26 protein-coding genes and 1 tRNA gene are annotated in these 24,626 nt (G+C 61.0%); 12 read left to right on the plus strand and 15 right to left on the minus strand.

The window, feature by feature from the left end; genetic code table 11:
* The first annotated feature begins 164 nt into the window (after nt 1-164).
* From def to truA, 3 genes are read left to right on the plus strand one after another with little or no spacing between them, the layout of a single operon-like run.
* Nucleotides 165-686 (plus strand): peptide deformylase, encoded by a 522-nt coding sequence (gene def, locus SFY93_RS06825; RefSeq protein WP_089262812.1) that lies wholly within the window; start codon nt 165-167, stop codon nt 684-686.
* A 38-nt stretch (nt 687-724) separates the two neighbouring features.
* Nucleotides 725-1,657 (plus strand): methionyl-tRNA formyltransferase, encoded by a 933-nt coding sequence (gene fmt / locus SFY93_RS06830; RefSeq protein WP_320446509.1) that lies wholly within the window; start codon nt 725-727, stop codon nt 1,655-1,657.
* On the plus strand, nt 1,657-2,397 hold the full coding sequence (gene truA, locus SFY93_RS06835) for a tRNA pseudouridine(38-40) synthase TruA (RefSeq protein ID WP_320446510.1): 741 nt from the start codon (nt 1,657-1,659) through the stop codon (nt 2,395-2,397). Before fmt ends, truA begins: the two co-directional genes overlap by 1 nt.
* Here the strand turns inward: truA and SFY93_RS06840 are convergent.
* From SFY93_RS06840 to rpmH, 12 genes are all read right to left on the minus strand, one after another.
* Nucleotides 2,394-2,954: a phosphorylase family protein gene (locus SFY93_RS06840; RefSeq protein ID WP_320446511.1), complete on the minus strand. Its 561-nt coding sequence runs from the start codon at nt 2,952-2,954 to the stop codon at nt 2,394-2,396. The two genes, truA and SFY93_RS06840, sit on opposite strands and share 4 nt — an antisense overlap.
* Nucleotides 2,951-4,120: a succinyl-diaminopimelate desuccinylase gene (gene dapE, locus SFY93_RS06845; protein ID WP_320446512.1), complete on the minus strand. Its 1,170-nt coding sequence runs from the start codon at nt 4,118-4,120 to the stop codon at nt 2,951-2,953. Before dapE ends, SFY93_RS06840 begins: the two co-directional genes overlap by 4 nt.
* Entirely contained in the window at nt 4,120-4,596 is a 477-nt protein-coding gene (locus SFY93_RS06850; RefSeq protein WP_320446513.1) for a DUF805 domain-containing protein, read from the minus strand. The genes dapE and SFY93_RS06850 overlap by 1 nt, the downstream gene beginning before the upstream one ends.
* A gap of 165 nt (nt 4,597-4,761) precedes the next feature.
* Nucleotides 4,762-5,607 carry a 2,3,4,5-tetrahydropyridine-2,6-dicarboxylate N-succinyltransferase gene (gene dapD, locus SFY93_RS06855; RefSeq protein WP_320446514.1) on the minus strand — a complete coding sequence of 282 codons (846 nt, stop codon included), beginning with the start codon at nt 5,605-5,607 and terminating at the stop codon, nt 4,762-4,764.
* A 100-nt stretch (nt 5,608-5,707) separates the two neighbouring features.
* The gene (locus tag SFY93_RS06860) at nt 5,708-6,415 is read right to left on the minus strand and encodes a pyrimidine 5'-nucleotidase (protein ID WP_320446515.1); all 708 of its coding nucleotides are present in this window, start codon (nt 6,413-6,415) and stop codon (nt 5,708-5,710) included.
* Nucleotides 6,416-6,438: 23 nt separating this feature from the next.
* On the minus strand, nt 6,439-7,422 hold the full coding sequence (locus tag SFY93_RS06865) for a DUF1036 domain-containing protein (protein WP_320446516.1): 984 nt from the start codon (nt 7,420-7,422) through the stop codon (nt 6,439-6,441).
* An 80-nt stretch (nt 7,423-7,502) separates the two neighbouring features.
* On the minus strand, nt 7,503-8,399 hold the full coding sequence (gene argB / locus SFY93_RS06870) for an acetylglutamate kinase (protein WP_068732793.1): 897 nt from the start codon (nt 8,397-8,399) through the stop codon (nt 7,503-7,505).
* Nucleotides 8,400-8,491: 92 nt separating this feature from the next.
* On the minus strand, nt 8,492-8,869 hold the full coding sequence (locus SFY93_RS06875; protein WP_320446517.1) for a DUF423 domain-containing protein: 378 nt from the start codon (nt 8,867-8,869) through the stop codon (nt 8,492-8,494).
* Nucleotides 8,869-9,519, minus strand: a complete 651-nt coding sequence (gene yihA / locus SFY93_RS06880; RefSeq protein ID WP_089262794.1) for a ribosome biogenesis GTP-binding protein YihA/YsxC — start codon at nt 9,517-9,519, stop codon at nt 8,869-8,871. Before yihA ends, SFY93_RS06875 begins: the two co-directional genes overlap by 1 nt.
* A gap of 134 nt (nt 9,520-9,653) precedes the next feature.
* Nucleotides 9,654-11,522, minus strand: coding sequence for a membrane protein insertase YidC (gene yidC, locus SFY93_RS06885; RefSeq protein WP_320446518.1), 1,869 nt, complete (start codon nt 11,520-11,522; stop codon nt 9,654-9,656).
* 73 nt (nt 11,523-11,595) lie between these two features.
* On the minus strand, nt 11,596-11,958 hold the full coding sequence (gene rnpA, locus SFY93_RS06890) for a ribonuclease P protein component (RefSeq protein WP_089262790.1): 363 nt from the start codon (nt 11,956-11,958) through the stop codon (nt 11,596-11,598).
* 24 nt (nt 11,959-11,982) lie between these two features.
* On the minus strand, nt 11,983-12,117 hold the full coding sequence (gene rpmH / locus SFY93_RS06895) for a 50S ribosomal protein L34 (RefSeq protein WP_011471298.1): 135 nt from the start codon (nt 12,115-12,117) through the stop codon (nt 11,983-11,985).
* A 447-nt stretch (nt 12,118-12,564) separates the two neighbouring features.
* On the opposite strand from rpmH, the gene SFY93_RS06900 reads away from it, so the two are divergent.
* The gene (locus SFY93_RS06900; protein ID WP_175368586.1) at nt 12,565-13,992 is read left to right on the plus strand and encodes an ATP-binding protein; all 1,428 of its coding nucleotides are present in this window, start codon (nt 12,565-12,567) and stop codon (nt 13,990-13,992) included.
* 150 nt (nt 13,993-14,142) lie between these two features.
* Nucleotides 14,143-14,219, plus strand: a tRNA-Arg gene (locus SFY93_RS06905).
* Between the two features lie 170 nt (nt 14,220-14,389).
* Here SFY93_RS06905 and SFY93_RS06910 read toward each other — a convergent pair.
* On the minus strand, nt 14,390-15,508 hold the full coding sequence (locus SFY93_RS06910) for a hypothetical protein (RefSeq protein ID WP_320446519.1): 1,119 nt from the start codon (nt 15,506-15,508) through the stop codon (nt 14,390-14,392).
* Nucleotides 15,509-15,586: 78 nt separating this feature from the next.
* Here SFY93_RS06910 and SFY93_RS06915 point away from each other — a divergent pair.
* Nucleotides 15,587-16,779, plus strand: a protein-coding gene (locus SFY93_RS06915) for an IS3 family transposase (protein ID WP_320444660.1) whose coding sequence is annotated in 2 segments (ribosomal slippage) — nt 15,587-15,848 and nt 15,848-16,779 — 1,194 coding nt in all. Because the reading frame shifts where the segments join, the coding sequence is not laid out codon by codon here.
* A gap of 253 nt (nt 16,780-17,032) precedes the next feature.
* Here the strand turns inward: SFY93_RS06915 and SFY93_RS06920 are convergent.
* Both SFY93_RS06920 and SFY93_RS06925 read right to left on the minus strand, forming a co-directional pair.
* Nucleotides 17,033-17,311: a metallophosphoesterase gene (locus SFY93_RS06920; protein ID WP_320446520.1), complete on the minus strand. Its 279-nt coding sequence runs from the start codon at nt 17,309-17,311 to the stop codon at nt 17,033-17,035.
* Between the two features lie 657 nt (nt 17,312-17,968).
* Nucleotides 17,969-18,253: a hypothetical protein gene (locus SFY93_RS06925; protein WP_320446521.1), complete on the minus strand. Its 285-nt coding sequence runs from the start codon at nt 18,251-18,253 to the stop codon at nt 17,969-17,971.
* Between the two features lie 527 nt (nt 18,254-18,780).
* Between SFY93_RS06925 and SFY93_RS06930 the strand changes: the two genes are divergently transcribed.
* The 6 genes from SFY93_RS06930 to SFY93_RS06955 all read left to right on the plus strand — a co-directional run bounded on the left by SFY93_RS06930 (nt 18,781) and on the right by SFY93_RS06955 (nt 24,617).
* Nucleotides 18,781-19,029: a helix-turn-helix transcriptional regulator gene (locus SFY93_RS06930; RefSeq protein WP_320446522.1), complete on the plus strand. Its 249-nt coding sequence runs from the start codon at nt 18,781-18,783 to the stop codon at nt 19,027-19,029.
* A 619-nt stretch (nt 19,030-19,648) separates the two neighbouring features.
* Nucleotides 19,649-20,296, plus strand: coding sequence for a hydrolase (locus SFY93_RS06935; protein ID WP_089267975.1), 648 nt, complete (start codon nt 19,649-19,651; stop codon nt 20,294-20,296).
* 31 nt (nt 20,297-20,327) lie between these two features.
* A complete protein-coding gene (locus SFY93_RS06940) occupies nt 20,328-20,618 on the plus strand; it encodes a XapX domain-containing protein (protein WP_320446523.1) in 291 nt (96 codons plus the stop codon).
* Between the two features lie 62 nt (nt 20,619-20,680).
* The gene (locus tag SFY93_RS06945) at nt 20,681-22,567 is read left to right on the plus strand and encodes an amidohydrolase (RefSeq protein ID WP_320446524.1); all 1,887 of its coding nucleotides are present in this window, start codon (nt 20,681-20,683) and stop codon (nt 22,565-22,567) included.
* Entirely contained in the window at nt 22,564-22,986 is a 423-nt protein-coding gene (locus SFY93_RS06950; protein WP_320446525.1) for a DoxX family protein, read from the plus strand. The genes SFY93_RS06945 and SFY93_RS06950 overlap by 4 nt, the downstream gene beginning before the upstream one ends.
* Complete coding sequence (locus SFY93_RS06955) at nt 22,983-24,617, plus strand: MFS transporter (RefSeq protein ID WP_320446526.1); 1,635 nt, start codon at nt 22,983-22,985, stop codon at nt 24,615-24,617. The genes SFY93_RS06950 and SFY93_RS06955 overlap by 4 nt, the downstream gene beginning before the upstream one ends.
* Nucleotides 24,618-24,626 lie beyond the last annotated feature (9 nt).

Genomic DNA, 24,626 nt, shown 5'->3' on the forward strand with positions numbered 1-24,626 from the left:
GAATTTTCCTGGTTAACCCAAGCCTAAGAAATGTGGTTAAGCAGACCTTAACCGGCATGGTTAACCGCGCCTCAATTTTCATGGTTAGCGGGGAGTTAACGTCCTTCAAAGTCCAGCTTTTCCAGCGGATTGACCCGGACCGGCGCGCAGATTAAATCGCCGCCATGGCCATTCGTGAAATCATTATCCTGCCCGACAAACAGTTGCGGCTGATCTCCAAACCTGTCGAGAAGGTGACGTCAGAGGTGCGCAAGCTCGCCGACGACATGTTCGAGACGATGTATGACGCACCCGGGATCGGGCTGGCGGCGATCCAGATCGCGGTTCCGCTGCGGCTGATCACCATGGACATCGCCAAGAAGGACGATGAGGAGGACGGCAAGAAGCCGCGCGTCTTCATCAATCCGGAGATCATCTCGGCCTCGGAAGAACTCTCGGTCTATGAGGAAGGCTGTCTGTCGATCCCTGAATATTACGAGGAAGTGGAACGACCGGCGACGGTGCGGATCCGCTATATGGACCTCGACGGCAAGACCATCGAGGAAGAGGCCAGCGGCCTGTTCGCGACCTGCATTCAGCACGAGATCGACCATCTCAATGGCGTGCTGTTCGTCGATTACCTTTCCAAGCTGAAGCGCGACCGCGTGCTGAAGAAGTTCACCAAGCTCGCCAAGCGCGCGGAGTAGTTTCTCCGCGCAACGCTGCAACAGATCGGCTCAGACCTATGTCGCTTCGTTTGATCTTCATGGGCACGCCGGATTTCGCGGTGCCGACGCTGCTCGAACTCGTGGCCCACGGCCATGAGATCGTCGCCGTCTATACCCGCGAAGCAAAGCCCGCCGGCCGGGGCATGAAGCTGCAGCCGACGCCGGTGGCGCGCGAGGCTGAACGGCTCGGCATTCCCGTGTTCACGCCGAAGACGCTGCGGACGCCGGAAGCCGAAGCCGAGTTCCGGTCGCATGAGGCCGAGGCTGCGGTCGTTGTCGCCTATGGCATGATCCTGCCGCAGAACATTCTCGATGTGCCGCCGCTCGGCTGCTTCAACCTGCACGGCTCGCTACTGCCGCGCTGGCGCGGCGCGGCGCCGATCAATCGTGCCATCATGGAGGGCGACGCCGAGAGCGGCGTCATGGTGATGAAGATGGATATCGGCCTCGACACCGGCGATGTCGCCATGGCCGAGCGCCTGGCGATCACCGATGCGATGACGGCGCTGGACCTGCACGATGCGCTGGCGCCGCTTGGTGCCGACTTGATGGTGCGGGCCATGGGTGCGCTGGAAAGGGGACGGCTGAGCCTGACCCCGCAGAGCGCCGACGGCGTCACTTACGCGGCTAAGATCGACAAGACCGAGGCCAAGATCGACTGGTCGAAGCCGGCGCGCGACGTGCTTCGGCATTGTCATGGCCTGTCGCCGTTTCCGGGCGCGTGGTGCGAAGTGCCGATCGAGGGCGAGGCGGTGCGCGTGAAGGTTCTGCGCTGCGAGCTTGCAAAGGGCGCGGGAGCGCCCGGCGAGATCATCGACGATCAGCTCACCATCGCCTGCGGCGAGGGCGCGATCCGCATCATCGATCTGCAGCGCGCCGGCAAGCAGCCGATGAGGGCCAGTGAATTTCTGCGTGGCACGCTGTTGAAGCCGCCTCTGCGGGTGGGCTGATGCCGCGCTACAAGATGATAATCGAATATGACGGCACGCCATTTTCCGGATGGCAGGTGCAGGCCAACGCAACGCTGACCGTACAGGGCGCGCTGGAGCGTGCCGCCGAGGCCATTTGCGGCGAGCCGATCCGCGTCCATGGCGCCGGTCGCACCGATGCCGGCGTCCATGCGCTCGGCCAGGTCGCCCATTGCGACGTGCCGAAAGTGCTGTTGCCCGGTCGCTTTCGCGATGGCATGAATGCCCATCTGCGGCCACACCCGGTCGGCGTGCTGTCGGCGGATATCGTGCCGGATGATTTCGAGGCGCGGTTCTCGGCCATCAAACGCCACTATGTCTATCGCATCACCAATCGTCGCGCGAACCTCGCCGTCGATGCCGGCCGGGTCTGGCGCGTGCCGCGCCCGCTCGATGTCGCTGCCATGAGCGAGGCTGCGAAGCGTTTGCTCGGTCGACACGACTTCACGACCTTTCGCGATACCGAATGCCAGGCCAAGTCGCCGATCCGCACGCTCGATCAGCTCGATGTGGTGCAGAACGGTGAGGCGATCACCATCACGACCTCCGCACGCTCGTTCCTGCACAGCCAGGTGCGCTCGATGGTTGGCTCACTGGTCTGGGTCGGCAACGGCCGCTGGACGCCGGACGACCTGGCTGCGGCGCTTGCCGCGAAGGATCGCAGCGCCTGCGGCATCGTGGCGCCGCCGGATGGGCTGTATCTGGTAAAGGTCGACTACTAGACCTTCACGCCCTTCATCGCGTCCCAGAACAGATCCTGTCCATTCGCGACATTCGCCGTCCAATGCTCATGCGCAAAATCATTGGCGTCGTCGGTGATGAACTTGAAGGCGCGCCAGGGAATGCCGTGGCGCAGGCAGACCTGCGCGATGGCAAACAGTTCCATATCGACGATATCGACATTGTTCGACACCAGCCAAGGATCGGTGGAAGTGACGAAACTGTCACCACTGCCGCAGATCACGCCGCGCTGGCCCGAGACCAGGCGGTCGAGATCGGGTGCAAAGGGCGTGCGGCCGCGCGGCGCCAACGGCTCGGCATTCATGTCGCGCTGGATCACGTCGCTGACCTCGACGAGGCCGTTGAGTTTGGTGTTTAGCTTGCCGGCGGTGCCGTAGTTCACGACGAGCTTGGGCTGCATTGCCTGCACCGCCTGAAGTGTTGCGATCGTGGTGTTGATCTTGCCGACGCCGGTGAAAATCACCTCGATCTCGGCAGGCGCGCGTGATTTGTCGAGCTCGGTTTCGAGCGCGGTGAGGACGAGAATCTTGCCGTTCATGCGAAATACCGATCCAGCACGCCGCGATAGATTTGGGTGAGCTTCTCCAGATCGGCAACCTTCGTGTGTTCGTCGATCTGATGCATGGTCTGCCCGACCAAGCCGAATTCAATCACCGGGCAGTAATTCTTGATGAAGCGCGCATCCGAGGTTCCGCCGCCCGTGTTGAGATCCGGTGTGCGGCCGGTGACATCCTTGATCGCGGCGACGACCGTATCGGTAAAGGCGCCGGGCTTTGTGACGAAGCTGTCCGAATTGCTCGGCTCCCAGATCACATGCGCGCGAATGCGATTGCCGGCGGCAGTTGCGACGCGTGCATCGATCAGGTCGCGCAATGACGCCTGCGTGTGATGGTCGTTGAAGCGGATATTGAACTTGGCGCGCGCTTGCGCGGGGATGACGTTGGTCGCCTTGTTGCCGACATCCACCGAGGTGAATTCGAGATTGGACGGCTGAAACTGCGCATTGCCCTGATCGAGCGGGTCGCTGCTCAGCGCTGTGATCAACGCGGCGATATCCGGTACCGGATTCGATGCGCGATGCGGATAGGCGACATGGCCCTGCACGCCATCGACGACCAGCGTGCCTGATTGCGAGCCGCGGCGTCCGATCTTGATCGTGTCGCCCATCTCCTCGACATTCGAGGGCTCGCCGACGATGCAATGATCGAATTTTTCGCCGCGTTCGGCCGCCCATTGCAGCAGCTTCACGGTGCCATTGACGGCAATGCCTTCTTCGTCGCCGGTGATCAGGAAGGAGATCGAGCCGCCGCCGTCCTTTTGCGGCTTGCCGTCATTTGCCGCCAGATAATCCAGCACGGCGGCAACTGACGCGGCGATGCCACCTTTCATGTCCACCGCGCCGCGGCCGTAGAGCAACCCGTTCTTCACGTCGCCGGAGAAAGCGCCATGGGTCCACGCGGCCTCATCGCCGGGCGGCACCACGTCGGTATGGCCGGCGAAGCAGATATGCGGCGCGGAAGTCCCGATACGCGCATAGAGATTGTCTATATCGGAGCTGCCTTCCTCGCTGAAGGTGATGCGATGGACGTCGAAGCCGGCCGACGTCAGTAGCTTTTCGAGCACGCCGAGTGCGCCGGCATCAGCAGGGGTGACTGAAGGGCAGCGGAGAAGATCTTGAGCGATGGAGAGAGCGTCGGTGGACATCAGACCCTTGGTGCAGTGACAAGCGCGGAGAGTGGATCGGGACCGTATTCGTTCGGCCCGGCGGTGCCGCGCAGGAAGCCAAGCTCGACGATGGCCCAAATGGTCACGGCGAAGCTGGCGATATGAAAGACGAAGCTGGTGCTCGCGCTGCTGGTGCTGCCGATGCCGCTGAGGACGCTCGGCCCAAGCCAGAACACCAGGATCCACCATCCGCTCTTCTCGCGGTCATGCAGCCGCTTGATGCCGGTGGCGATGCCGGACCATGTGCCGGCGACGATCAGGACGATGGCCGCCAGCCACAGCAGGATGGCTGCGCCGACCATGCTGAAAAGCCGGTCGGTGTCGAATCCGCCGAGCCACATCACGGCAGCGGCAATGAAGGCGATCCAGATGACCAGGTAGATCAGGATGGCTAGCCAGTATTTGCCGCGGTTGATCCGTCCCGTGAAGCTGAAAAGCAGCGTGGTCCAGTCCATGGCAGCCCCCAGGTCAACAGATCGGTCCGGTTTGCACGATGCTACGCGCAAACCGGACGAAACGACAACCGGAGCTTCGGTCCTGATAAGAATCAGACCGAAGCTCCGTTTTATTCTGGCGCGTTTTCTTGATGCGAACCGGTGTCCACTTCGCGTGAAAACGCTTTAGTCGCGCAGCAGTTCGTTGATGCTGGTCTTGGAGCGGGTGCGCTCGTCGACACGCTTCACGATCACGGCGCAGGCGGTGGAGGGGCCGATCTGACCGTTCTTCATCGGCTTGCCGGGCAGGTTGCCGGGGACCAGCACCGCATATTCCGGCACTTCGCCGACGAATACTTCGCCCGTCTCGCGATCGACGATCTTGGTCGATGCGCCCAGGAACACGCCCATGGCCAGCACCGCACCCTTGCGCACGATCACGCCTTCAGCGACTTCCGAGCGGGCGCCGATGAAGCAGTCGTCCTCGATGATCACCGGGCCGGCCTGCAGCGGCTCCAGCACGCCGCCGATGCCGACGCCGCCGGAAATGTGCACGCGCTTGCCGATCTGGGCGCAGGAGCCCACCGTCGACCAGGTGTCGACCATGGAGCTCTCATCGACATAGGCGCCGAGATTGACGAAGGACGGCATCAGCACGACGTTCTTGGCGATGAAGGCCGACTTGCGCACGATGGCGCCCGGCACGGCGCGGAACGCCGCGCTGCGAAACTGGTCGTCGCTCCAGCCGTCAAACTTCGAGGGCACCTTGTCCCACCACGGCGCGCCGCCGGGGCCGCCCGAGATCGAGGTCATGTCGTTGAGGCGGAACGACAGCAGCACAGCTTTCTTCAGCCACTGATTGACGGTCCACTTGCCATCGTCGGCGCGGACGGCGACGCGGGCCTCGCCCTTGTCGAGCAGGTTCAGCGCCTGATCGACGGCGTCGCGGACTTCACCCTTGGTTGAGGCGTTGACGTTATCGCGCGCGTCGAAGGCGGCATTGATGGTGGATTCGAGGGCGGTCAGCGACATCGCGATTTCCTTGGGCAGATCGTGGGTAAAAGGTGATTTCTTGAAGCTTTTGTCGGGATTTGGCCGGGGAGAGTCAAGACGCGCGGGCGGCCATCCCGTCCTACCGCGCCGCGTTCAGCGCGGCCAGAAAACCCGTCAGATCGTCGGTGACGTGGTCGACATGGTCGTCGTCGCGGCCTTCCAGCTCCCAGTCCTCGCGCACGACCTCCTTGGCGCCGTCGGGCACGATCAGCACGGTCGTCATGCCCAGTTTGTGCGGCACTACGAGGTTGCGCGACAGGTCCTCGAACATGGCGGCCTTGGAGGGATCGACGCCGTGCAGGCGGAGGAACTTGTGATAGGTCTGCTGAGCGGGCTTCGGTTCAAGATCGGCGGCGATGATGTCGAAGATCGCTTCGAACTGGTCGGCGAAACCGAGGCGCTCCAGTACCGCGCCGGCATGGGCGACCGAGCCGTTAGTCAGGATCAGTTTGCGGCCTGGCAGTTGTGCGATCGCGGCGCCCATCACCGGATTGGGCTCGAGTGGCGAATGATCGATCTCGTGGACGAAAGCCAGAAAGTCGTCGGCGCGGACGCCGTGTTCGGTCATCATGCCGCGCATGGTGGTGCCGTAACGCTTGTAATAGTCCTTCTGAACCTTGAAGGCCGCGTCGGGCGAAATCCTGAGAAAATTCGCGACGAAGTCGCGGATCTTGCCATCGACCTGCTGCCACAGGTTCACGTGGTGCGGATACAGCGTGTTGTCGAGATCGAACACCCATGTCTCGACATGGTTGAAGGCGCGCGGCGATTTGGTCGGCAGGGTCATTGATTGTCTCTGTTGTCTGGCCGTCACGGTGTCCCAAAGCGCAGAGTCCTGCCGCCGCCGGACATATCGACGATGGCGAAGCCGGCGCTGGTGAGGCCGCGGGTATTGCAGTCGTTGTGTTCGCGGATCTCGAATTTGCTCTCGCGCGTGCAGAGCATGCGAACGCCGCCCCAGCTCAGCGGCTTGTCGTTGAGCTTGATGCTGCGGCCATTGTCGTCGACGGCCTCGGCGAAACTGAGGATCTGGCGGGGTTGGCCGACAATATCCGGCCGCAGGCACTTGCCTGGTTCGATGCGATACCAGCCGCGGCTGACAACGCCCTTGCCATCATCGGTCGCGACTGATGCCATCACCTTGTAGGACGTGTCGTTGCACCAGGTCAGGCCTGTTGCGGAGGGCGCCTGCACGGCGGCGATCATTGTCTCGAAGAAATTCGGCGTTGAAACCACATCGGCAGCAAGACTACGGCTCTTGAGGAAGGACGAGAGCGCACTCTGGGTCTTCGGCCCATCCACGCCGTCGATGGGGGCGGCGTCATAGCCCGCGATCACCAGCAGGCGCTGGATCGCAGCGAGCTTGGCCTGTTCGTCGTCATATTCGCTGTCTTCCGCGAGATAGGCGACCATGTTGCCGTCGTCGGTCTGTGTCGGCTTGATCATCGTGAACGGCACTTGTGACTGTCCGGCACGGCATTGCCGGGCAGCGGCGATCACGAAGTTATCCGGCGCGATACACAGGTTGTCGGTGCCGTTCTGCGCCACGGGTGAGGCGCCGTAGATGCTGAGCGCGCGGGCATGCAGCAGGATGCGGTCGGCCGTCAGCGTTCCCTGTACGACGACGCGGCACTGCGCGGGATCGATGCGAAACCAGCCGCGCGTCGCGGTGGCGCTCTTGTCGTCGATGCCGATGGCGGCTTCGACGACATAGCTCATGCGGTTGCAGAGTTTGAGGTCGGCGCGGGCGGCCGTGCTGGCAAATAGCCAGATGACGCTGGCGAGAAGCGTCAACGATGTTTTTCGCGCCCACCAGCCAGACGCGAATGGCCGGGACAAGCCCGGCCATGACGACGTGTGGTGTGGTGTGTCCATCACTTGTGGATCAGTGTGCCCGTGCCCTGATTGGTGAAGAGTTCGAGCAGCACGGCATGGGGAGTCTTGCCATCGATAATGACGACGCCTTCGACACCCTGTTCGAGCGAATAGATGCAGGTCTCGACCTTTGGAATCATGCCGCCGGAAATCGTGCCGTCGGCGATCAGCTTGCGGGCATCCTTGATCGACAGTTCCGGGATCAGCTTCTTCGACTTGTCGAGCACGCCCGGCACGTCGGTGAGCAGAAGCAGGCGCTTGGCCTTCAGCGCGCCGGCGACGGCGCCGGCAAAGGTATCGGCATTGACGTTGAAGGTCTTGCCGTCCTTGCTCGCTGCGAGCGGCGCCAGCACCGGGATCAGCTCATAGCCGATCAGCTGGTTGAGCAGCGTGAGATCGACCTTTTCCGGCTCGCCGACAAAGCCGAGATCGACCACCTTCTCGATGTTCGAATCGGGATCGACCATCGTGCGCGTCGCCTTCGACGCGGTGACCATGTTGCCGTCCTTGCCGCATAGGCCGACGGCCTTGCCGCCGGCTTCGTTGATGTAGCTGACGATCTGTTTGTTGATCGAGCCGGCCAGCACCATCTCGACGATCTCGATGGTCGCCGCGTCGGTGATGCGCAATCCGGCGGCGAATTCCGATTTGATGCCGAGACGCTGCAGCATCTGCGCGATCTGCGGGCCGCCGCCATGCACAACCACCGGATTGATGGCGGTCTGCTCCAAGAGGACGATATCGCGGGCAAATGCGCGGGCCGTATCCTCGGCGCCCATGGCGTGCCCGCCATATTTGATGACGATCGTCTCTTCGTCATATTGCTGCATGTGGGGCAGCGCCTCCGACAGGATGCGGGCCTGGTCGAGAGCACTGATGATGGGCGCGTCGGTCATGAAGCGGATCTCACGGTGAGCAATCTGCGGCGCGTTCTAGCCGATTGATTGCCGCCGCGCAAAGCATCGCTGCTCTGTCCAACAGCCCGGCGTCAGGCGCTGCGCGGCCATGCCGCCGATACCGCCAGTGCCAGCCAGCTCAGGATCAGCAGGGTGCCGCCGGTCGGTGCGGCCATTGTGAACAAGCCGTGACCGACATATTGGCGCAGGGTCAGGTCGCCGGCGAAGAGCGCGGCAGCAATAACGAAGCCGAAGGCGGCCGTCAGGCCGATCTGCAAATGGGCGATGCCGCGCTCGATCAGGGCAACGGCGCCGAGAATGGCGGCAGCATGAAACAGCAGCATCGAGGAGGCCGAGGCCAGCCGGGTCGCGTCCGGCTGGTGCGCCGAAGCGGCGGCGAGAATGACGCCGTCGGCGCCCATCACGCCGGCCAGGATGACAAGAATGCGAAACAGGCTAAAGCGGGTCATCAGTTGCGCTCGTTCAACAGGCGGACCATTGCAGCCCGCAATTCGGCCATGCCGTCACCGGTGCGCGACGATGTAACCAGCACGTCCGGAAAGGCTGCCGGATGAGTCCTCAACTCGGTGCGGACCTCTTCGAGGGTCTTTTCGAGTTCGCTCTTCTTCACCTGATCAGCCTTGGTCAGCACGATCTGGTAGCTGACCGCAGAGCGATCGAGGGATTTGAGCACGTCGAGGTCGACATCCTTCAGGCCATGCCGGGAGTCGATCAGGACGTAGACACGGGCGAGGCTCGCGCGGCCCTGGAGGAAATTGTAGATCAGCTTGGTCCAGGACGCGATCTTGACCTTCGGCGCCGAGGCATAGCCGTAGCCGGGCATGTCGACGAGTCGGAAATCGGAGCCATCGGGACCTTCGAAGAAGATCAGCTCCTGTGTGCGGCCCGGCGTATGCGAGGTCCGCGCGAGTGCATTACGGCCGGTCAGCGAATTGATCAGGCTGGATTTGCCGACATTGGAGCGGCCGGCAAAGGCCACTTCCATCCCTGCCATTGGTGGCAGCGTCTCGATCGAGGGCGACGCCCAGATGAACGTCCATTCGCCTGCAAAAAGCAGGCGGCCCTGTTCGATCAGCTTCGCATCGGTGTCAGTGGTCATGCGAAGTGGCTTTCTGTGCTGCTCCGGCCCTCATGGTGAGGAGGGCGCAAGCGCCGTCTCGAACCATGAGCGCCCCGCCCTCGTCCTTCGAGACGCGGCCAAGTGGCCGCTCCTCAGGATGAGGGCTCCAAGGGTTACGTCTTCTTTTCAGCCGGCTTCTTCGCGAAGCTCGACTTCACGTTGTCGAACAGTTCGACCTTCACGCCGTTGCGATTCATGATGTAGGCCTGCTGCAGCACCGAGAGGGTGTTGTTCCATGCCCAGTAGATCACGAGGCCTGCCGGGAAGCCGGCCAGCATGAAGGTGAAGATCAGCGGCATCCAGTCGAAGATCATCTTCTGCGTCGGATCTGGCGGTGTCGGATTCAGCTTCATCTGGAACCACATCGTGATGCCCATGATGATCGGCCAGATGCCGAGCGCGAGATAGTGGCCGAACACCGGAATAGTCGTCGGATCGAAGGGGATCAGGCCGAACAGGTTGAACAGATTGGTCGGATCATGCGCCGACAGATCCTTGATCCAGCCGAAGAACGGCGCGTGGCGCATTTCGATGGTGACGAACAGAACCTTGTAGAGCGAGAAGAACACCGGGATCTGCAACATGACGGGAAGACAACCGGCGATCGGGTTGATCTTCTCCTTCTTGTAGATCTCCATCATCTCCTGCTGCTGCTTCATCTTGTCGTCAGGGAAGCGCTCCTTGAGCGCCGCCAGCTGCGGCTGCACGGCCTTCATCTTCGCCATCGAGGCGTAGGACTTGCTGGCCAGCGGGAAGAAGATGATCTTCACCAGCACGGTGACGAGCAGAATGGCGATGCCGAAATTGCCGAACAGGTGGAAGAACCAGTCGAGCGCCAGGAACATCGGCTTGGTGATGAAGTAGAACCAGCCCCAGTCGATCAGAAGGTCGAAGTGGTTGAGGCCGAGCGCTTGATTATAGCCGCCGAGGCCGACCGCCAGCGGGAAGTTGATGCCGACAGTGGCCGCTTCCTTGGCGCCGGCGAACAAGCGGGCATTGGCCGTGCCGGTGCCGCCGATGGCGATGGTCTGCGCGTCCTGCAGATAATCGGTCTGGTAGGTCCGCTGGGTGCCGGTCAGGTTCGACGAGAAACGGGCCTGCAGCTGCGCATTGGTGTCGGGCAGCAGCGCCGAAGCCCAGTATTTGTCGGTGATGCCGAGCCAGGCATTGGTGACCTTGAAATTCACCGCCTTGGCTTCGTCGATCTTCTTGTAACCGTATTCCTGCAGGCCCTGGTCGCCGAGATAGCCGACGAGGCCTTCATGCAGGATGTAATAGCCTTCGACATGCGGCGTGCCGTGGCGCGAGATCAGCGCGAAGGGATACAGCGTCACCGGCGCGTTGCCGATATTGCTGACGTCATCCTTGACCGAGAACAGGTAGCGGTCGTCGATCGAGATGGTGCGGGTGAAAGTCAGGCCGTCGCCGTTGTTGTACTTGAGCACGACAGGCGTGGTCGGCGTCAGGGCGTTGGAGCCTTCCTGCTGCCACTGGGTGTTCTGGTCGGGAATCTTGGTGTTTGCACCGGCGGCGGCGACCCAGCCGAACTCGGCATAATAAGGCGCGGCAGTGCCGGAGGGGGAGAACAGTACGATCGCCGGCGACTTCGGATCCACGGTGTCGCGGAACTTGGTCAGCGATATATCGTCGAGGCGCGCGCCCTTCAGCGCGATGCTGCCGGAGATGCGCGGCGTGTCGATCTTGACGCGCTGCGTCGCTGCAATGGCGCTGTCGCGGCTGACGATCGGAGCGTTGGCCGGCGCCACATTCGTGGGTGCGCCGCCTGCGGCGGTGGAATTCGCGGTCGGCGTTGTGCTGCCGGGCGTGGCGTTTGGCTGTGCGGTCGGGTTGGCGAGCTGGGTCTGCGTCGCGGTCTGTGCGCGCTGCTTCTCCATCTGCGGGATGTTGTAGAAATATTGCCAGCCGATCAGCACCAGGCCGGACAGAATGACGGCAATGATGGTGTTGCGATTGTCGGTCATCGTTCAGGTCTCGTCATTCAAATGCGGGTGCGGCTCTCGCTTCCGGCTGCGCGCTTGTCGCAGGCTGAAAGCGTCAGGTCACGCTGGTTTTAGAAGATTGCGTCTTAGAAGATTGCCGATCGAGGCGGTGCAGCGCCGAGCGGAGGTCGTCGAGCATCATCGTGAAATCGCGTTGGAGCGCGACACGACGGCCGACTAGCACATAATCGCTGTGGGGTCGCATGGATAAGACATCGACGCGCTTCACCAGTTCGCGAAGCCTGCGCCGGATACGGTTCCGCTCGGTGGCGGTTCCATTTTTTTTGGTCACGGTAAAGCCGACCCTGATCGGGCCGTCGTCGTCACGTCGCCGGGTTTGCATCACAAAGGCAGGGCTGTTCACCCGCGGCCCATTGGCAGCGGCGAGAAAGTCCGCCCGCTGCCGTAACCGGTCCATGATGAACTCTCGGAAGAGATCCGATCAGGCGCTGAGGCGCTTGCGGCCACGTGCGCGGCGCGCAGCCAGAACCTTGCGGCCGCCAACGGTCGCCAAGCGAGCGCGGAAGCCGTGACGGCGCTTGCGCACCAATTTGCTGGGTTGATAAGTCCGCTTCACGGGTCGTTCTCCGCTGACCGGGCAATTCGCCGAGTAATTTGAGGTAAGTCCTAAGATGTTGGCTCAACGAGCCATTTCCGGCCCAAAGACGAGCCGCACCCGATCTAAAACCGGGTCATCGCGGACAGTTGGCGGGCTTATACGGGAGCGTCCTGTTTTCGTCAATGTTGCCCTGTAGCGGTGTTCTGATCCGCCAAATTCCTGGAACCATGGGATTAATCCCAATTTCCCGGTGTTTTCAGGTTGTTGGCGGTTGTGAAATTGCTCTATGGCTTAAGCGTGTTCGCTCAGCGGACAAATTTAAGAACTGGTCGCAAACATCATCGTAACAAATCGTCGTTGGACCCGTATCTCTCGATAGTTCAGCGTCAGACCGTGAGATCAGAGGCCAATATTGTGTCTTCGGCCGGCGAAAAGCCCATCGAGCCCGCGTTCAGGCTCGGCCCCATGCGACGGCTGGGGCTGTCGGGCAAGCTGTTGCTGCTCACCATTCCGCTGGTGCTGATTGCCGAAATTCTCATTTATGTGCCCTCGATCGCCAATTTCAGAATCAACCGGCTGAATGACAGGCTTGCGGCGGCCAATACGGCGGCGCTGGTGCTGGACGCTGCGCCGCTTGGGATGGTCCCGGAATCGCTGTCGCGGCAAATCCTGAGCAGCATCGGCGCGCGTGCGGTGGCCATCAAGATGGGCCAGCAGCGCCGTCTGCTCGCCAGCGCTGATCTGCCGGCGCAGATCGATCATGACATCGACATGCGGTCGATGACGGTGTGGTCGGCGATCGTCGATGCCTTCGAAGTCATGCTGGAAACCGGCGATCAGACGATGCGCATCATCGGGCCGGCGCCCGGCGGGGCGCAATTCATTGAAGTGGTGGTCGATGAATTGCCGCTGCGGCAGGCGATGTATCGTTTCTCCAGCAATCTGTTGTGGGTGTCTCTCGGGCTGGCGATTCTCTCTGCAGGGCTGGTCTATCTGGCGCTGCATTACCTGTTCGTGCGGCCGATGCGGAATTTGACGGCCAATCTCGTCGCTTTCCATGAAAACCCCGAGAGCTCGGCGCGGATCATCGTGCCGAGCCAGCGCGCCGACGAAATCGGCGTGGCGGAGCGCGAATTGTCCGACATGCAGCGCGATCTCGTTTCGATGCTGCATCAGAAGAGCCGTCTCGCTGCGCTGGGCCTCGCGGTCTCGAAGATCAATCATGACCTGCGCAACCTGCTTGCGTCGTCACAATTGCTGTCGGATCAGCTCGCCAGCGTGCCCGATCCCCGCGTGCAGCGCTTCGCGCCGAAGCTGATGCGCTCGCTGGAGCGCGCCATCGCCTTCTGCCAGTCGACACTCTCTTATGGCCGCGCGCAGGAAGCTGCCCCCGATCGCAAGATGATTCTCGTTGAGCCGGTGGTCAACGAAGTCCGCGAATCGGCCGGGCTTGCGACCGACGTGTCGATTGGCTGGGTCAACGCCATCGAGCGCGGGCTGATGATTGATGCCGATCCCGACCAGTTGTTTCGCATTTTGCTCAATCTGGTCCGCAATGCGGCTCAGGCGCTGGAGGGGCAGCCGCAGAGCGACGTCGCCCCGCAGCAGATCCGCATCACCGGCCGCCGCGAAGGCGCTGTCACCATTCTCGAAGTGTCCGACACCGGCCCAGGCGTCCCGCAGCGGGCGCGCGACCACCTGTTCGAGGCATTTCAGGGCTCGTCCCGCCCCGGTGGTAGTGGGCTGGGCCTCGCGATCGCGGCCGAACTGGTCCGCGCTCATGACGGCGATATTCACCTTGTGGAAGGCACTTTGGGCGCCACCTTCCGGATCAGCCTTCCCGACCGGCCGGTGGAACTGCACAGCATCCGTAACGAACGCGCGCGGGCCTGAGCCGTCTTTTCCGGGTATGTCACGGGAGTGAAATAAGCGGCTCAGGGCGCTTGCCAAGCCGGGCTCGACCCGGTAGCTATGGCCCGCTTTCGCAAACATCGTTTCCGAAACGCATCCGGTGCTGGTGGCTTTGGCCCCACATCGCGGCACGCGCCCGTAGCTCAGCTGGATAGAGCACGTGACTACGAATCACGGGGTCAGAGGTTCGAATCCTTTCGGGCGCGCCATTTCCGCTTCATTTATCGGGCCAAGTTAAGAGCGAGTCTATTAGGCCCAATAAAGCCGGCCTTTTCATTTTCGCCCTGAGTCGCTTTTTTCAATAACGGCGAGTCTATATCGATGGATCACGAAAAAGGCCCCGAAGGGGCCTGTGATCGGTCTGCGGCGGTGGCGGGCATTACCCCAAGTACGGATCAATATCCCGTCTATGCCAAGCATAACCGTTCGTCCGATTGGCCGATTGAAAAACTGCTGCAGGTTTGATGTTGAGGAGCGCCAGATTTTTTTGGACGGAACGGGTGGCAAATTCGAAGCTTCGTGCGATGAAATGTGTCGACATGTACTTTTCGGCAAAATCGATGACACTTTTGCCTTCCACCATTCTGCCATATCTCAGGTCGGCTACTTTCAACAGACCTGCCTGGACCAGGCCAATGATGTCGTCATTGTCAACGTCGAGGTAGATCGACACGTCCCTCCGCGACATCTTGTCTGGCACCGGGACCGAGTGATTGGAAATCTTCCTGATGGAAGCGAGGAGGATTTCTTCGCGTACCATGATGCGCGAGAGCAAGGGCTCGGAACCTCCGTGGAAGGAGTACTGCAGGTCTCCGTCGAGAGAGAGACGAAGCAGCGGCAGAAGATTTCTACCTCTGCTGCAGGTATCCCTGATCGCGATTAGCAATGGCTTGGCATTGTCAACGTCCTGCTCGATTGCGTTTGCAAGAAGTCGCGCCTCGAGCCTTTCGATCTCGCTCGGGTGAAAGACCGCGGATCGAAACCGTGCGACTGCACCTGCCGCGAGGCAGATGTGACCCGATTGCACGAGCCCATGCACCGCAAACATTGGCAGGCCGGTTATGACCGGGAGCCGGTCGAGCGGCCGTAGCTGATTGCGCTCCTTCAATAGTTGATTCAGTTCGCTCTCGTTGAAAAAGACGGGAGCGTGTTTTGCAGCGTCAGCCTGAACGACCTCAATGTCGTGATGCTTCACGATTGAGGTCAGATAGGCTGGATTGGCGCCGGGCTTTCGGACTGCCTCACGGTAGGACAATAGCCGATGGCGTGCATTTTCGAGGGCTTCGTAACTAGTCCCAGGCCTAGTTCGTCCGTTTGAGGCGTAGAAGTTGTTAGTCGCCGTGCTAACTTCCGCGACGACCCTCTGGGTTGCGCCGTAGTCAACGCCAAAGTCTGCCAACGGGCCGAGTTCTTTCCGCAGACCGTAATAGCCAGCCCGCGAATCCGCAGTTTCTCTCATTAGCTGAACGACAGCGCCCATGCCGTGCGGCCAGTCCATGACTGGCCTCCCCCCTGAGAAGTGGTCCGGTTTGAGAGTTAGAGTTTCGGCTATTTTGGGCTTTGAAAGGAGCACGGAATGGCACGGAAACACTACACGGCAGAGCAGATCATCGGGATGTTGCGCGAAGCTGAGGTTCGGCTTTCACAGGGTGAGAAGACCGGTGCGATCTGCCGCAGCCTCGGGATATCGGAGCAGAGTTACTACCGCTGGCGTCGTGAGTATGGCGGTCTGAAGATGACCCAGGCAGCACGGCTGAAAGCGTTGGAGAAGGAGAACGCGCGGCTCAGGAAAGCGGTCTCCAATCTGACGCTGGACGCGCTGATCCTGAAGGAAGTCGTCGAGGGAAAGTACTGAGCCCTTCCCGACGTCGTGCTGGCGTAGCCCATGTCTGTGCGGCGCTCGGTGTGTCCGAGCGTCGTGCATGTCGTGTGACTGGCCAGCACCGCTCGACCCCGCGCCGGCGTTTGCAGCCACGATCCGATGAGAAGCGCCTGACGGCGGATATCGTCCGGCTGGCTTCGAACTATGGTCGCTATGGCTATCGCCGCATCACAGCCCTGCTTCGTCAGGAAGGCTGGACGGTAAATGCCAAGCGGGTGGAGCGCATCTGGCGTCGAGAGGGGCTGAAAGTGCCGCACCGACAGCCGAAACGTGGCCGTCTATGGCTGAACGATGGATCGTGTGTTCGACTGCGTCCACGCTATCGCGGTCACGTCTGGAGCTATGACTTCGTGGCTGACCGCACCCACGACGGCAAGGCCTTCCGCATGCTGACGGTGATCGATGAGTTCAGCCGTGAGTGCTTGGCGATCCACGTCCAGCGTCAGATCCGAAGCGACGACGTGCTGGCGGTGTTGACCGATCTGTTCGCTCGGCATGGTCCGCCGGCGCATATCCGGTCAGACAATGGCGCCGAATTTACCGCCATTACTGTTCGCGAATGGCTGGGCCGCATCGGCGTCAAGACGCTCTACATCGAGCCAGGATCACCTTGGGAGAATGGATACTGCGAGAGCTTCAACGGCAAGCTTCGCGACGAACTGCTCAACGGGGAAATCTTCTACACACTGAAGGAGGCTCAGATCCTGATCGAGAACTGGCGGCAGCACTACAACACGATCAGGCCGCACAGCTCACTCGGCTATGTACCGCCGACACCGCAAGCCATCTTGCCTCGTGCGGCCAGCATCCTCTACGCTCCACCACGCTCAGCCAATCTCGGCGACTACAACCGCCGGAGCTCTAACTTATCCAGCGGACCTCCCTAATGGGGCAGGCCACCATGTCGAGAAGCAATCGGGCACGGTTTTGTCCCTGTTGGACGGGTCAGTCAGGAAACGGGCGACAGGCGCATAGATCTTGAAATCCTGTTCTTCAAGCATCGGTTGAGGGAAGTTGCGGAGGTCGGTCGTCGGTCCGCAATCTTCGTCGAGGCAGTATTCGCAAAACGGAATGCCGTAAGCCGTGTTCCAGCCCAGCGATCGTCCGCAGTTCGGGTTGGGACAGGAGGAAACTAGCTTTTCACCACTCTCCGGGCAGTAATGGAGCGGCCTCAACATCCAACTTCCACAATGGTACGGCGATATTCGCAATGACGCGGGCGAGAGGCTCCTGCAGCCTTCGGTCGTCATCGCGCTTCGTTTCAAAAATCTCCACCGTTCCGTTCACGCCGCGTTCCATTCGGGTGATCAGGTCGCCGGCGACAACCAGGACGTCGAATTGCGGGCGCGCATCAGCTGGCGGCAGGTCCCACCCGCGGGTCGACTCAAGGTGTAGATCGGATAGGATCCAAATTCGCACGCGGCTTCTCCAGGTTGCATTGGCGAGCCGCGCCCGAGAGGGCGCGACATTCAGGCGGTATCTAGAATCCTTGAAGCCGAATGGAATTATGGGTGACTAAATTATGGGTGACTATTGGTCCCGGCGTCGCGCTCGTTTCTCTGCTGATTTCCGAGCCTATAATATCTTGACCAAGTGCGAGCCTAGCGTTTGTCCGGATCGATGAACACCAATGCCGAGGTTTGCGCGTCCGGACGGTTACCGAGTAACGGGTGCTGGTAAATTGCGCCGACAAGGCAGGCTGTCGGTCGGAATCCGAGCGACCATTGATCAATCACTGGAGAGGCTCGCAGTTCCTGTTCGGACGGTGCGTTACCTGCGTTCAGGCCGCGTATGTCAGTAGTTAGTCTTTCTAAGTCACGGAGAAGAGAACCGACGTGGTGAGAAGTGTTTGGCATTGCGGGCTCCAACGATTGACGATCTATAGAGGCATTTCCCGACGGTGCATGGATATCAGAAATGTGCAGCATGCGAGAGCAAGCAGAGTTCACGGCAGAATCGATCGAATTTCTTTCGGCGACCTAGCGCCCCTGAAATCGGGCTCGTACGGCGTGAGCCGTTTCATCGATGTTGTTCGCGAGAGCAACAAATCTGGCTTGGCGTCAAACGTGCAACTTCTCAAAGGCGAGCAACAAGCCAAAGTGAGCTCAGCGAAAGGCAAGCCGGATCTATCTTTGACCTGCGACGCAGGGCGCTGGATATCAAGATCGAAGACGCGGCGTTGCCTTCGATCGCGCAACACACGACAGCCGACAGAACATCGTCAATCACCGGAGCTGTTATCCGATGGTTCTTGAGCTGCTCGACGGCAATTCGAATCGCGGTCGGAGAGCTTCCCGTAATTGCGCGCATCCAGTCGAAATCGACGGGATCTGCCAACAGTAACGCCTGACGTATGACCATGACGTCTTTGCCCCGGAAGGCATGCGGCGAGCGGCTGCGCCACCAATGCAGAGGGTGGGCGGATTGGCAAATGGCAGAATATTAGGTGCTGATGGCGCGGCTACATTGGAGACGTTTGTCTCGATTTCGTCCGCTGCAGTTCGCTTGTACTTTGCGGGCATGCGTCACTCCCGGAAGTATTGCATTGATGGGCTTGGTTTGATTGCGACGCGTTCTGCGCATAATTGGCACATGTGCACGAACTTAAACTTGACCGCTCAATCAGACCGCAAAGCGTGCAGTTACAAATCACTATGCGGTCGAATTCGGCTTTCAATCCTTGGGAGCTTGCGGAGGTGCGCTCGAAAAGGATTCCCTTTGACCAAGGATTCGTTCCTCTCGACGAGCCGATGCAAAATTCTTGGCAAGGATTGAAGGGTACAATCCGTTCTCGTCGCTCGCTCGGTGCTTTCTTGCCCCGAGGTGGTGTTTAATGATTTGTCAACACTAGCACACAGTGTGACGTTCGTCACTCTTGGGTTCGTTTTATGGTTAATTTGCGGGAGCCTGTCATCACCTCTGCGCAACTGCGTGCAGCACGCGCGTGGCTGGATTGGAGCCAGGAAGAGCTGGCGGTTAAGGCGGGAATCTCGAAGCGCGCTGTCGTACGCTATGAGAGTGGTACGTCCGTTTCGCACGCCGAGACGTCTACGAGCCTACGAGCTGCGCTTGAGGCGGCTGGACTTCGATTTTCATTTGATGGGATGAGAGGGACGGGCCTTAACGTTGTGGAGTGAACTCAATTGGTCCACCGACGCACAAGTCCTTTAGAGCCATTCGAGCAGTCGATATTCCCGGGTCGCCGAGATGATCGTCGGCACCGTTCGCCTCTGCGTGAGTTGGAAACTAGTTCACGTCGCCTTGTCCCGAGCGCAGATCGACGGAAATCTCCAACTGCGATCGCTCCGCAATTCTAGAGATGGCGATGCACGCGTAGGTTGGTTTCAATAAGAATTCGTCCGCTTCTGGCGCGAAGCGGCCATTACGAAATAGTCGCTTGTGAATCAAGACGGGCATGCAGCTCAATCCGTTCATCTAAAGGAAGCGTAGGCCTCGGCGCGAGGTCGAGCTATCCTGGAAGTTGGCGCAATTTTGATCGGTAATGGTTCGCGCGGTTCGGCGAGACACGATAGACTGCGGTAAATCGCCGACGGCATAGTGCCGTGACCGATCGTTCAAAGTCGATGACTTCCAGACAAGACGCTGTCCGCCATTCTCGCGCACATAGCGTGGAGACTTCGCGGTCCAGACCGGTCGCTCGTAAAACCAGAAGTAGCGCCCGTCATCAGCTGAAGAAAATTCGCCTGCGGCGTGCGCGAGTTTGAAATCGTCACAATCCTTTCACGGAGAACCAGAATGTCATTTCAGGAAATGCTGACCCCGCAGAACAGCGCCATCGCGCTGATCGATTTTCAGCCCGCGATGTTCCAGGGCGTCCAGTCGCATGATCGTCTTGTCACATTGAACAACGTCCAGATTCTTGCAAAAGCTGCGAAGCTCTTCAAGATTCCGACCGTTCTGACCACCGTCGCGGCAGAGTCGTTTTCCGGCCCGTTCATCCCCGAGGTGGTGTCGCTGTTTCCGGGGCAGGAGATCATCGATCGCACCTCGATGAATTCGTGGCTCGATCCGAACTTCCGCAAGGCCGTCGCCGCCACCGGCCGCAAGAAATTCGTGATCGCCGGTTTGTGGACCGAAGCCTGCGTGATCTTCCCGACCCTGGACATGCTGCGCGAAGGCTTTGAAATCTACATCGCTGCCGACGCCTGCGGCGATCTCTCGCCGGAAGCGCATGAGCGCGCCATGCAGCGCGCCATCCAGGCCGGTGCCGTGCCGATCACGTCCTCGCAATATGCCTATGAGCTGCAGCAGGACTGGGCGCGCAGCGAGACCTATGAAGGCATGATGGACATCCAGCGCGCGCACTCGCCTTACGGCATCCAGATCCGCTTCTCGAAGTGGGCGCTTGGTGAGCACGCTTCCGAGGGCGGCCCGGCCAAGTAAGCCGTCGCGTCACGCAACCGAGGACAACGACATGAAAGCGCATATGATCTCGCTGGGCGCAGGCCTGCTGGTGGGCGTTATCTACAGTCTGATCAATGTGCGCTCTCCGGCGCCACCGGTGGTGGCGCTGGTTGGCCTGCTCGGCATTCTCGTTGGCGAGCAATTGCCGCCGCTGGTGCGCACCATCTGGCAGAAGGAGCCGGTGGCGCAGTCCTGGCTCGACCAGGTGAAGCCGCACATGTTCGGCCATCTGCCAAAGGGCCAGCACTCTGATGCGCGCGTCGCTGCCGACAGAACGCCGCAACCGCCCGCCGGCGGCTAGTCGCCGGCACACGCCTCACGATCACATCGACTATTCCATTTGCGACCGCTGAAGGAGCTCTCATGACCGAGCCGCAGACCCCCGATCTCATTCTCCATCGTGGCCTGTTCACCACGCTCGATCGCTCCAATCCCGTGGCCAGCGCGGTGGCCATCAAAGACGGTCGCTTTACGCATGTCGGTCATGACGCGGAAATCCTGCCGCTGGCGGGGCCGAAGACGAAGGTCGTCGACCTCAAGGGCAAGCGCGTACTGCCCGGCCTGATCGACAATCACCTGCACATCATTCGTGGTGGTCTGAACTTCAACGTGGAGCTGCGCTGGGACGGCGTGCGCTCGCTGTCCGACGCCATGAACATGCTGAAGCGTCAGGTCGCCATCACGCCGCCGCCGCAATGGGTGCGCGTGGTCGGTGGCTTCACCGAGCATCAGTTTGCCGAGAAGCGGTTGCCGACCATCGACGAGCTTAATGCCGTCGCGCCGGATACGCCGGTGTTCCTGCTGCATCTCTATGACCGCGCGCTGCTGAACGGCGCCGCGCTGCGCGCCGTCGGCTATACGAAGGACACGCCGAACCCGCCAGGCGGTGAGATCATTCGCGACGCCAACGGCAATCCGAACGGGCTGCTGCTGGCCAAGCCCAATGCTGGCATTCTCTATGCGACGCTGGCCAAGGGGCCGAAGTTGCCCTTCGACTATCAGGTCAATTCGACCCGCCACTTCATGCGCGAACTCAATCGCCTCGGTGTCACCGGCGCCATCGATGCCGGCGGCGGTTTCCAGAACTATCCGGAAGACTATGCGGTCATCCAGAAGCTGCATGACGAGAACCAGCTCACCATCCGTCTCGCCTACAATCTCTTCACCCAGAAGCCGAAGGGCGAGAAGGACGACTTCCTGAACTGGACCAAGACGTCCAAATACAAGCAGGGCGACGACTATTTCCGCCATAATGGCGCCGGCGAAATGCTGGTGTTCTCGGCGGCTGATTTCGAGGATTTTCGCCAGCCGCGCCCGGATATGGAGCCGGAGATGGAAGGCGAGCTCGAGGAGGTTGTGCGCGTTCTCGTCCAGAACAAATGGCCGTGGCGCTTGCATGCGACCTATGACGAGACCATCAGCCGCGCACTGGATGTGTTCGAGCGCGTCAATCAGGAAATGCCGCTGGACGGACTGAACTGGTTCTTCGATCACGCCGAGACGATTTCGGATCAGTCCATCGATCGTATCGCCGCTCTTGGCGGCGGCATCGCCGTGCAGCATCGCATGGCCTATCAGGGCGAATATTTCGTCGAGCGTTACGGCCATGGCGCGGCGGAAGCGACGCCGCCGGTGTCGAAGATGCTCGCCAAGGGCGTCAAGGTTTCCGCCGGCACCGATGCGACGCGTGTCGCGTCCTATAATCCCTGGGTGTCACTGTCCTGGCTGGTCACCGGCCGCACCGTTGGTGGCATGCAGCTGTATCCACAGCGCAACTGTCTCGACCGCGAGACGGCGCTGCGCATGTGGACTGAAAACGTCACCTGGTTCTCCAATGAGGAAGGCAAGAAGGGCCGCATTCAGGTCGGCCAGCTCGCCGATATCGTCGTACCCGATCGCGACTTCTTCTCCTGCGCGGAGAATGAGGTCGCTGACACGAGCGCAGTGCTGACAATCGTTGGCGGCAAGGTCGTCTATGGCGTCGGCGATTTCGCCAAGCTCGACGAGAATGCGCCGCCGCCAGCCATGCCGGACTGGTCGCCGGTGCGCACGTTTGGCGGTTATGGCGCGTGGGCCGCTCCCGATGCGAATGGACAAGTCGTCGCGCAGAAGATGGCTATGAGCTGCGGCTGCGCGAATTCATGCGGCGTGCATGGTCATGATCATGCCACGGCGTGGTCCAGCAAGTTGCCGATCGCCGATCTCAAGAGTTTCTGGGGCGCACTCGGCTGCGCGTGCTGGGCGGTATGATCACCAATCTCGCACGTCGCGTGATCGGTGCGCCCTTTGTGCATTGGCTGGCCTTGCTCTGCCTGTGCGCGGCCTATCTGCAGGGCGGGCTCGTCAAGGTGTTCGACCTTCCGGGGGCGATTGCCGAGATGAACCATTTCGGACTGCAGCCGGCAGCGCCCTTCGCGCTGGCGACGATCGGGCTCGAACTGGCTGCGTCGATATTGATCCTTGGTGGCGTTTTGCGCTGGCTCGGTGCACTCTCGCTGGCGGGTTTCACGCTGATGGCGACGTTTCTTGCGAATCGATTCTGGGAGCTGGCTCCGCCGGAGCGCTTCATGAGCGCCAATTCGTTTTTCGAACATATTGGCCTGTGTGGTGGTTTCCTGCTTGTCGCCTGGCATGACCTCAACAACCGGGCCGGGAAGACAAAGCCATGAGCGGACCCGCTGAACCGGCAAAGGCGACCAGCGCCTTTGCCCCATTCCGTCAATCCGTGTTCGCGGTGATCTGGGCCGCGACGGTGATGGGCAATACCGGCAGCTTCATGCGCGACGTGGCGAGCTCCTGGCTCGTCACTGACTTGTCGGCGGGGCCAGCGGCGGTCACCATGATCCAGGCGGCGGGTACGCTCCCGATCTTCCTGTTCGCGATTCCGGCCGGTGTGTTGTCCGATATTCTCGATCGTCGCAAATTCCTCATCGCGGTACAGGTGTTGCTCGCCTTGGTGAGCGCGACGCTGATGATGCTATCCTATTACGGGCTATTGACCGTCAATCTGCTGATCGGTCTTACTTTCATGGGCGGCATCGGCGCGGCACTCGTTGGGCCGACCTGGCAGGCCATCGTGCCCGAACTCGTGCCCCGGCAGGACATCAAGAGTGCGGTGGCGCTGAATTCGCTGGGCATCAATGTCTCGCGCTCGATCGGCCCTGCCGCCGGCGGCGTTCTGCTGGCGACATTCGGGGCCGCCGTCACCTATGGCGCCGATGTCATCAGCTACATGTTCGTCATCGCCGCGCTGCTGTGGTGGCCACGGGCGAAGGTCGAAAATGACGTGCTGTCGGAGAAGTTCTTCGGCGCGTTCCGGGCCGGGTTGCGCTACACGCGTTCCAGCCGTGAACTGCACATCGTGTTGCTGCGGGCGGCGATCTTCTTTGCGTTCTCCAGCTCGATCTGGGCGCTGTTGCCGCTAGTGGCGCGCAATCTGCTGGGTGGCGATGCAGGTTTCTATGGCGTGTTACTCGGCGCGGTGGGCGTGGGCGCGATCGGCGGCGCGCTGGTGCTGCCGCGATTGCGCGCGAAGCTGGACTCCGACACGCTGCTGCTTATCGCCGCACTGTTGTCGGCATCCGTAATGGCTGTCCTGTCCTTCGCGCCGCCCAGATGGGTTGCGTTGCCGGTCCTCCTGTTGCTCGGCTCGGCGTGGATCACGGCGCTGACGACATTCAGCGGTGTCGCGCAGGCAGTGTTGCCGAATTGGGTGCGCGGTCGTGGTCTCGCCGTCTATCTGATGATGTTCAACGGCGCGATGGCCGCAGGAAGCCTCGGCTGGGGTGCGGTCGCCGAAGCGCTGAGTCTGCCGGCGACGCTGCTGGTCAGCGCCTGTGGTCTCGCCGCCGCCGCCTCCATCATGCATCGGGTTAAGCTGCCCACAGGCGAGGCTGATCTTGCGCCATCCAATTACTGGCCGGAGCCACTGACATCAGATCAGGTCGAGCATGACCGCGGACCGGTGCTGATCCTGATCGAATACCGGATTGCGCGTGAAAATCGCGCGCCGTTCTTCACAGGGCTCAAGCGCCTCTCCGAAGCGCGTCGCCGCGATGGCGCCTATGGCTGGGGTATCACCGAGGATGCCGCCGATCCGGAGAAAATCGTCGAATGGTTCATGGTGGAATCATGGGCGGAACATCTGCGCCAGCATCACCGCGTCTCAAAGGCCGATGCCGACGTACAGCGCGAGACCACGCAATATCATATCGGCCCCAATGCTCCCGTGGTCCGGCATTTCCTGACGCTGGATCTGAAGAATCCGATGTTGAAGCCCGTACCGGTCAACCCGCACTAGTCGCCACAA

The sequence above is a fragment of the Tardiphaga sp. 42S5 genome, assembly GCF_034044155.1.
In the GTDB taxonomy this organism is placed as follows: domain Bacteria; phylum Pseudomonadota; class Alphaproteobacteria; order Rhizobiales; family Xanthobacteraceae; genus Tardiphaga; species Tardiphaga robiniae.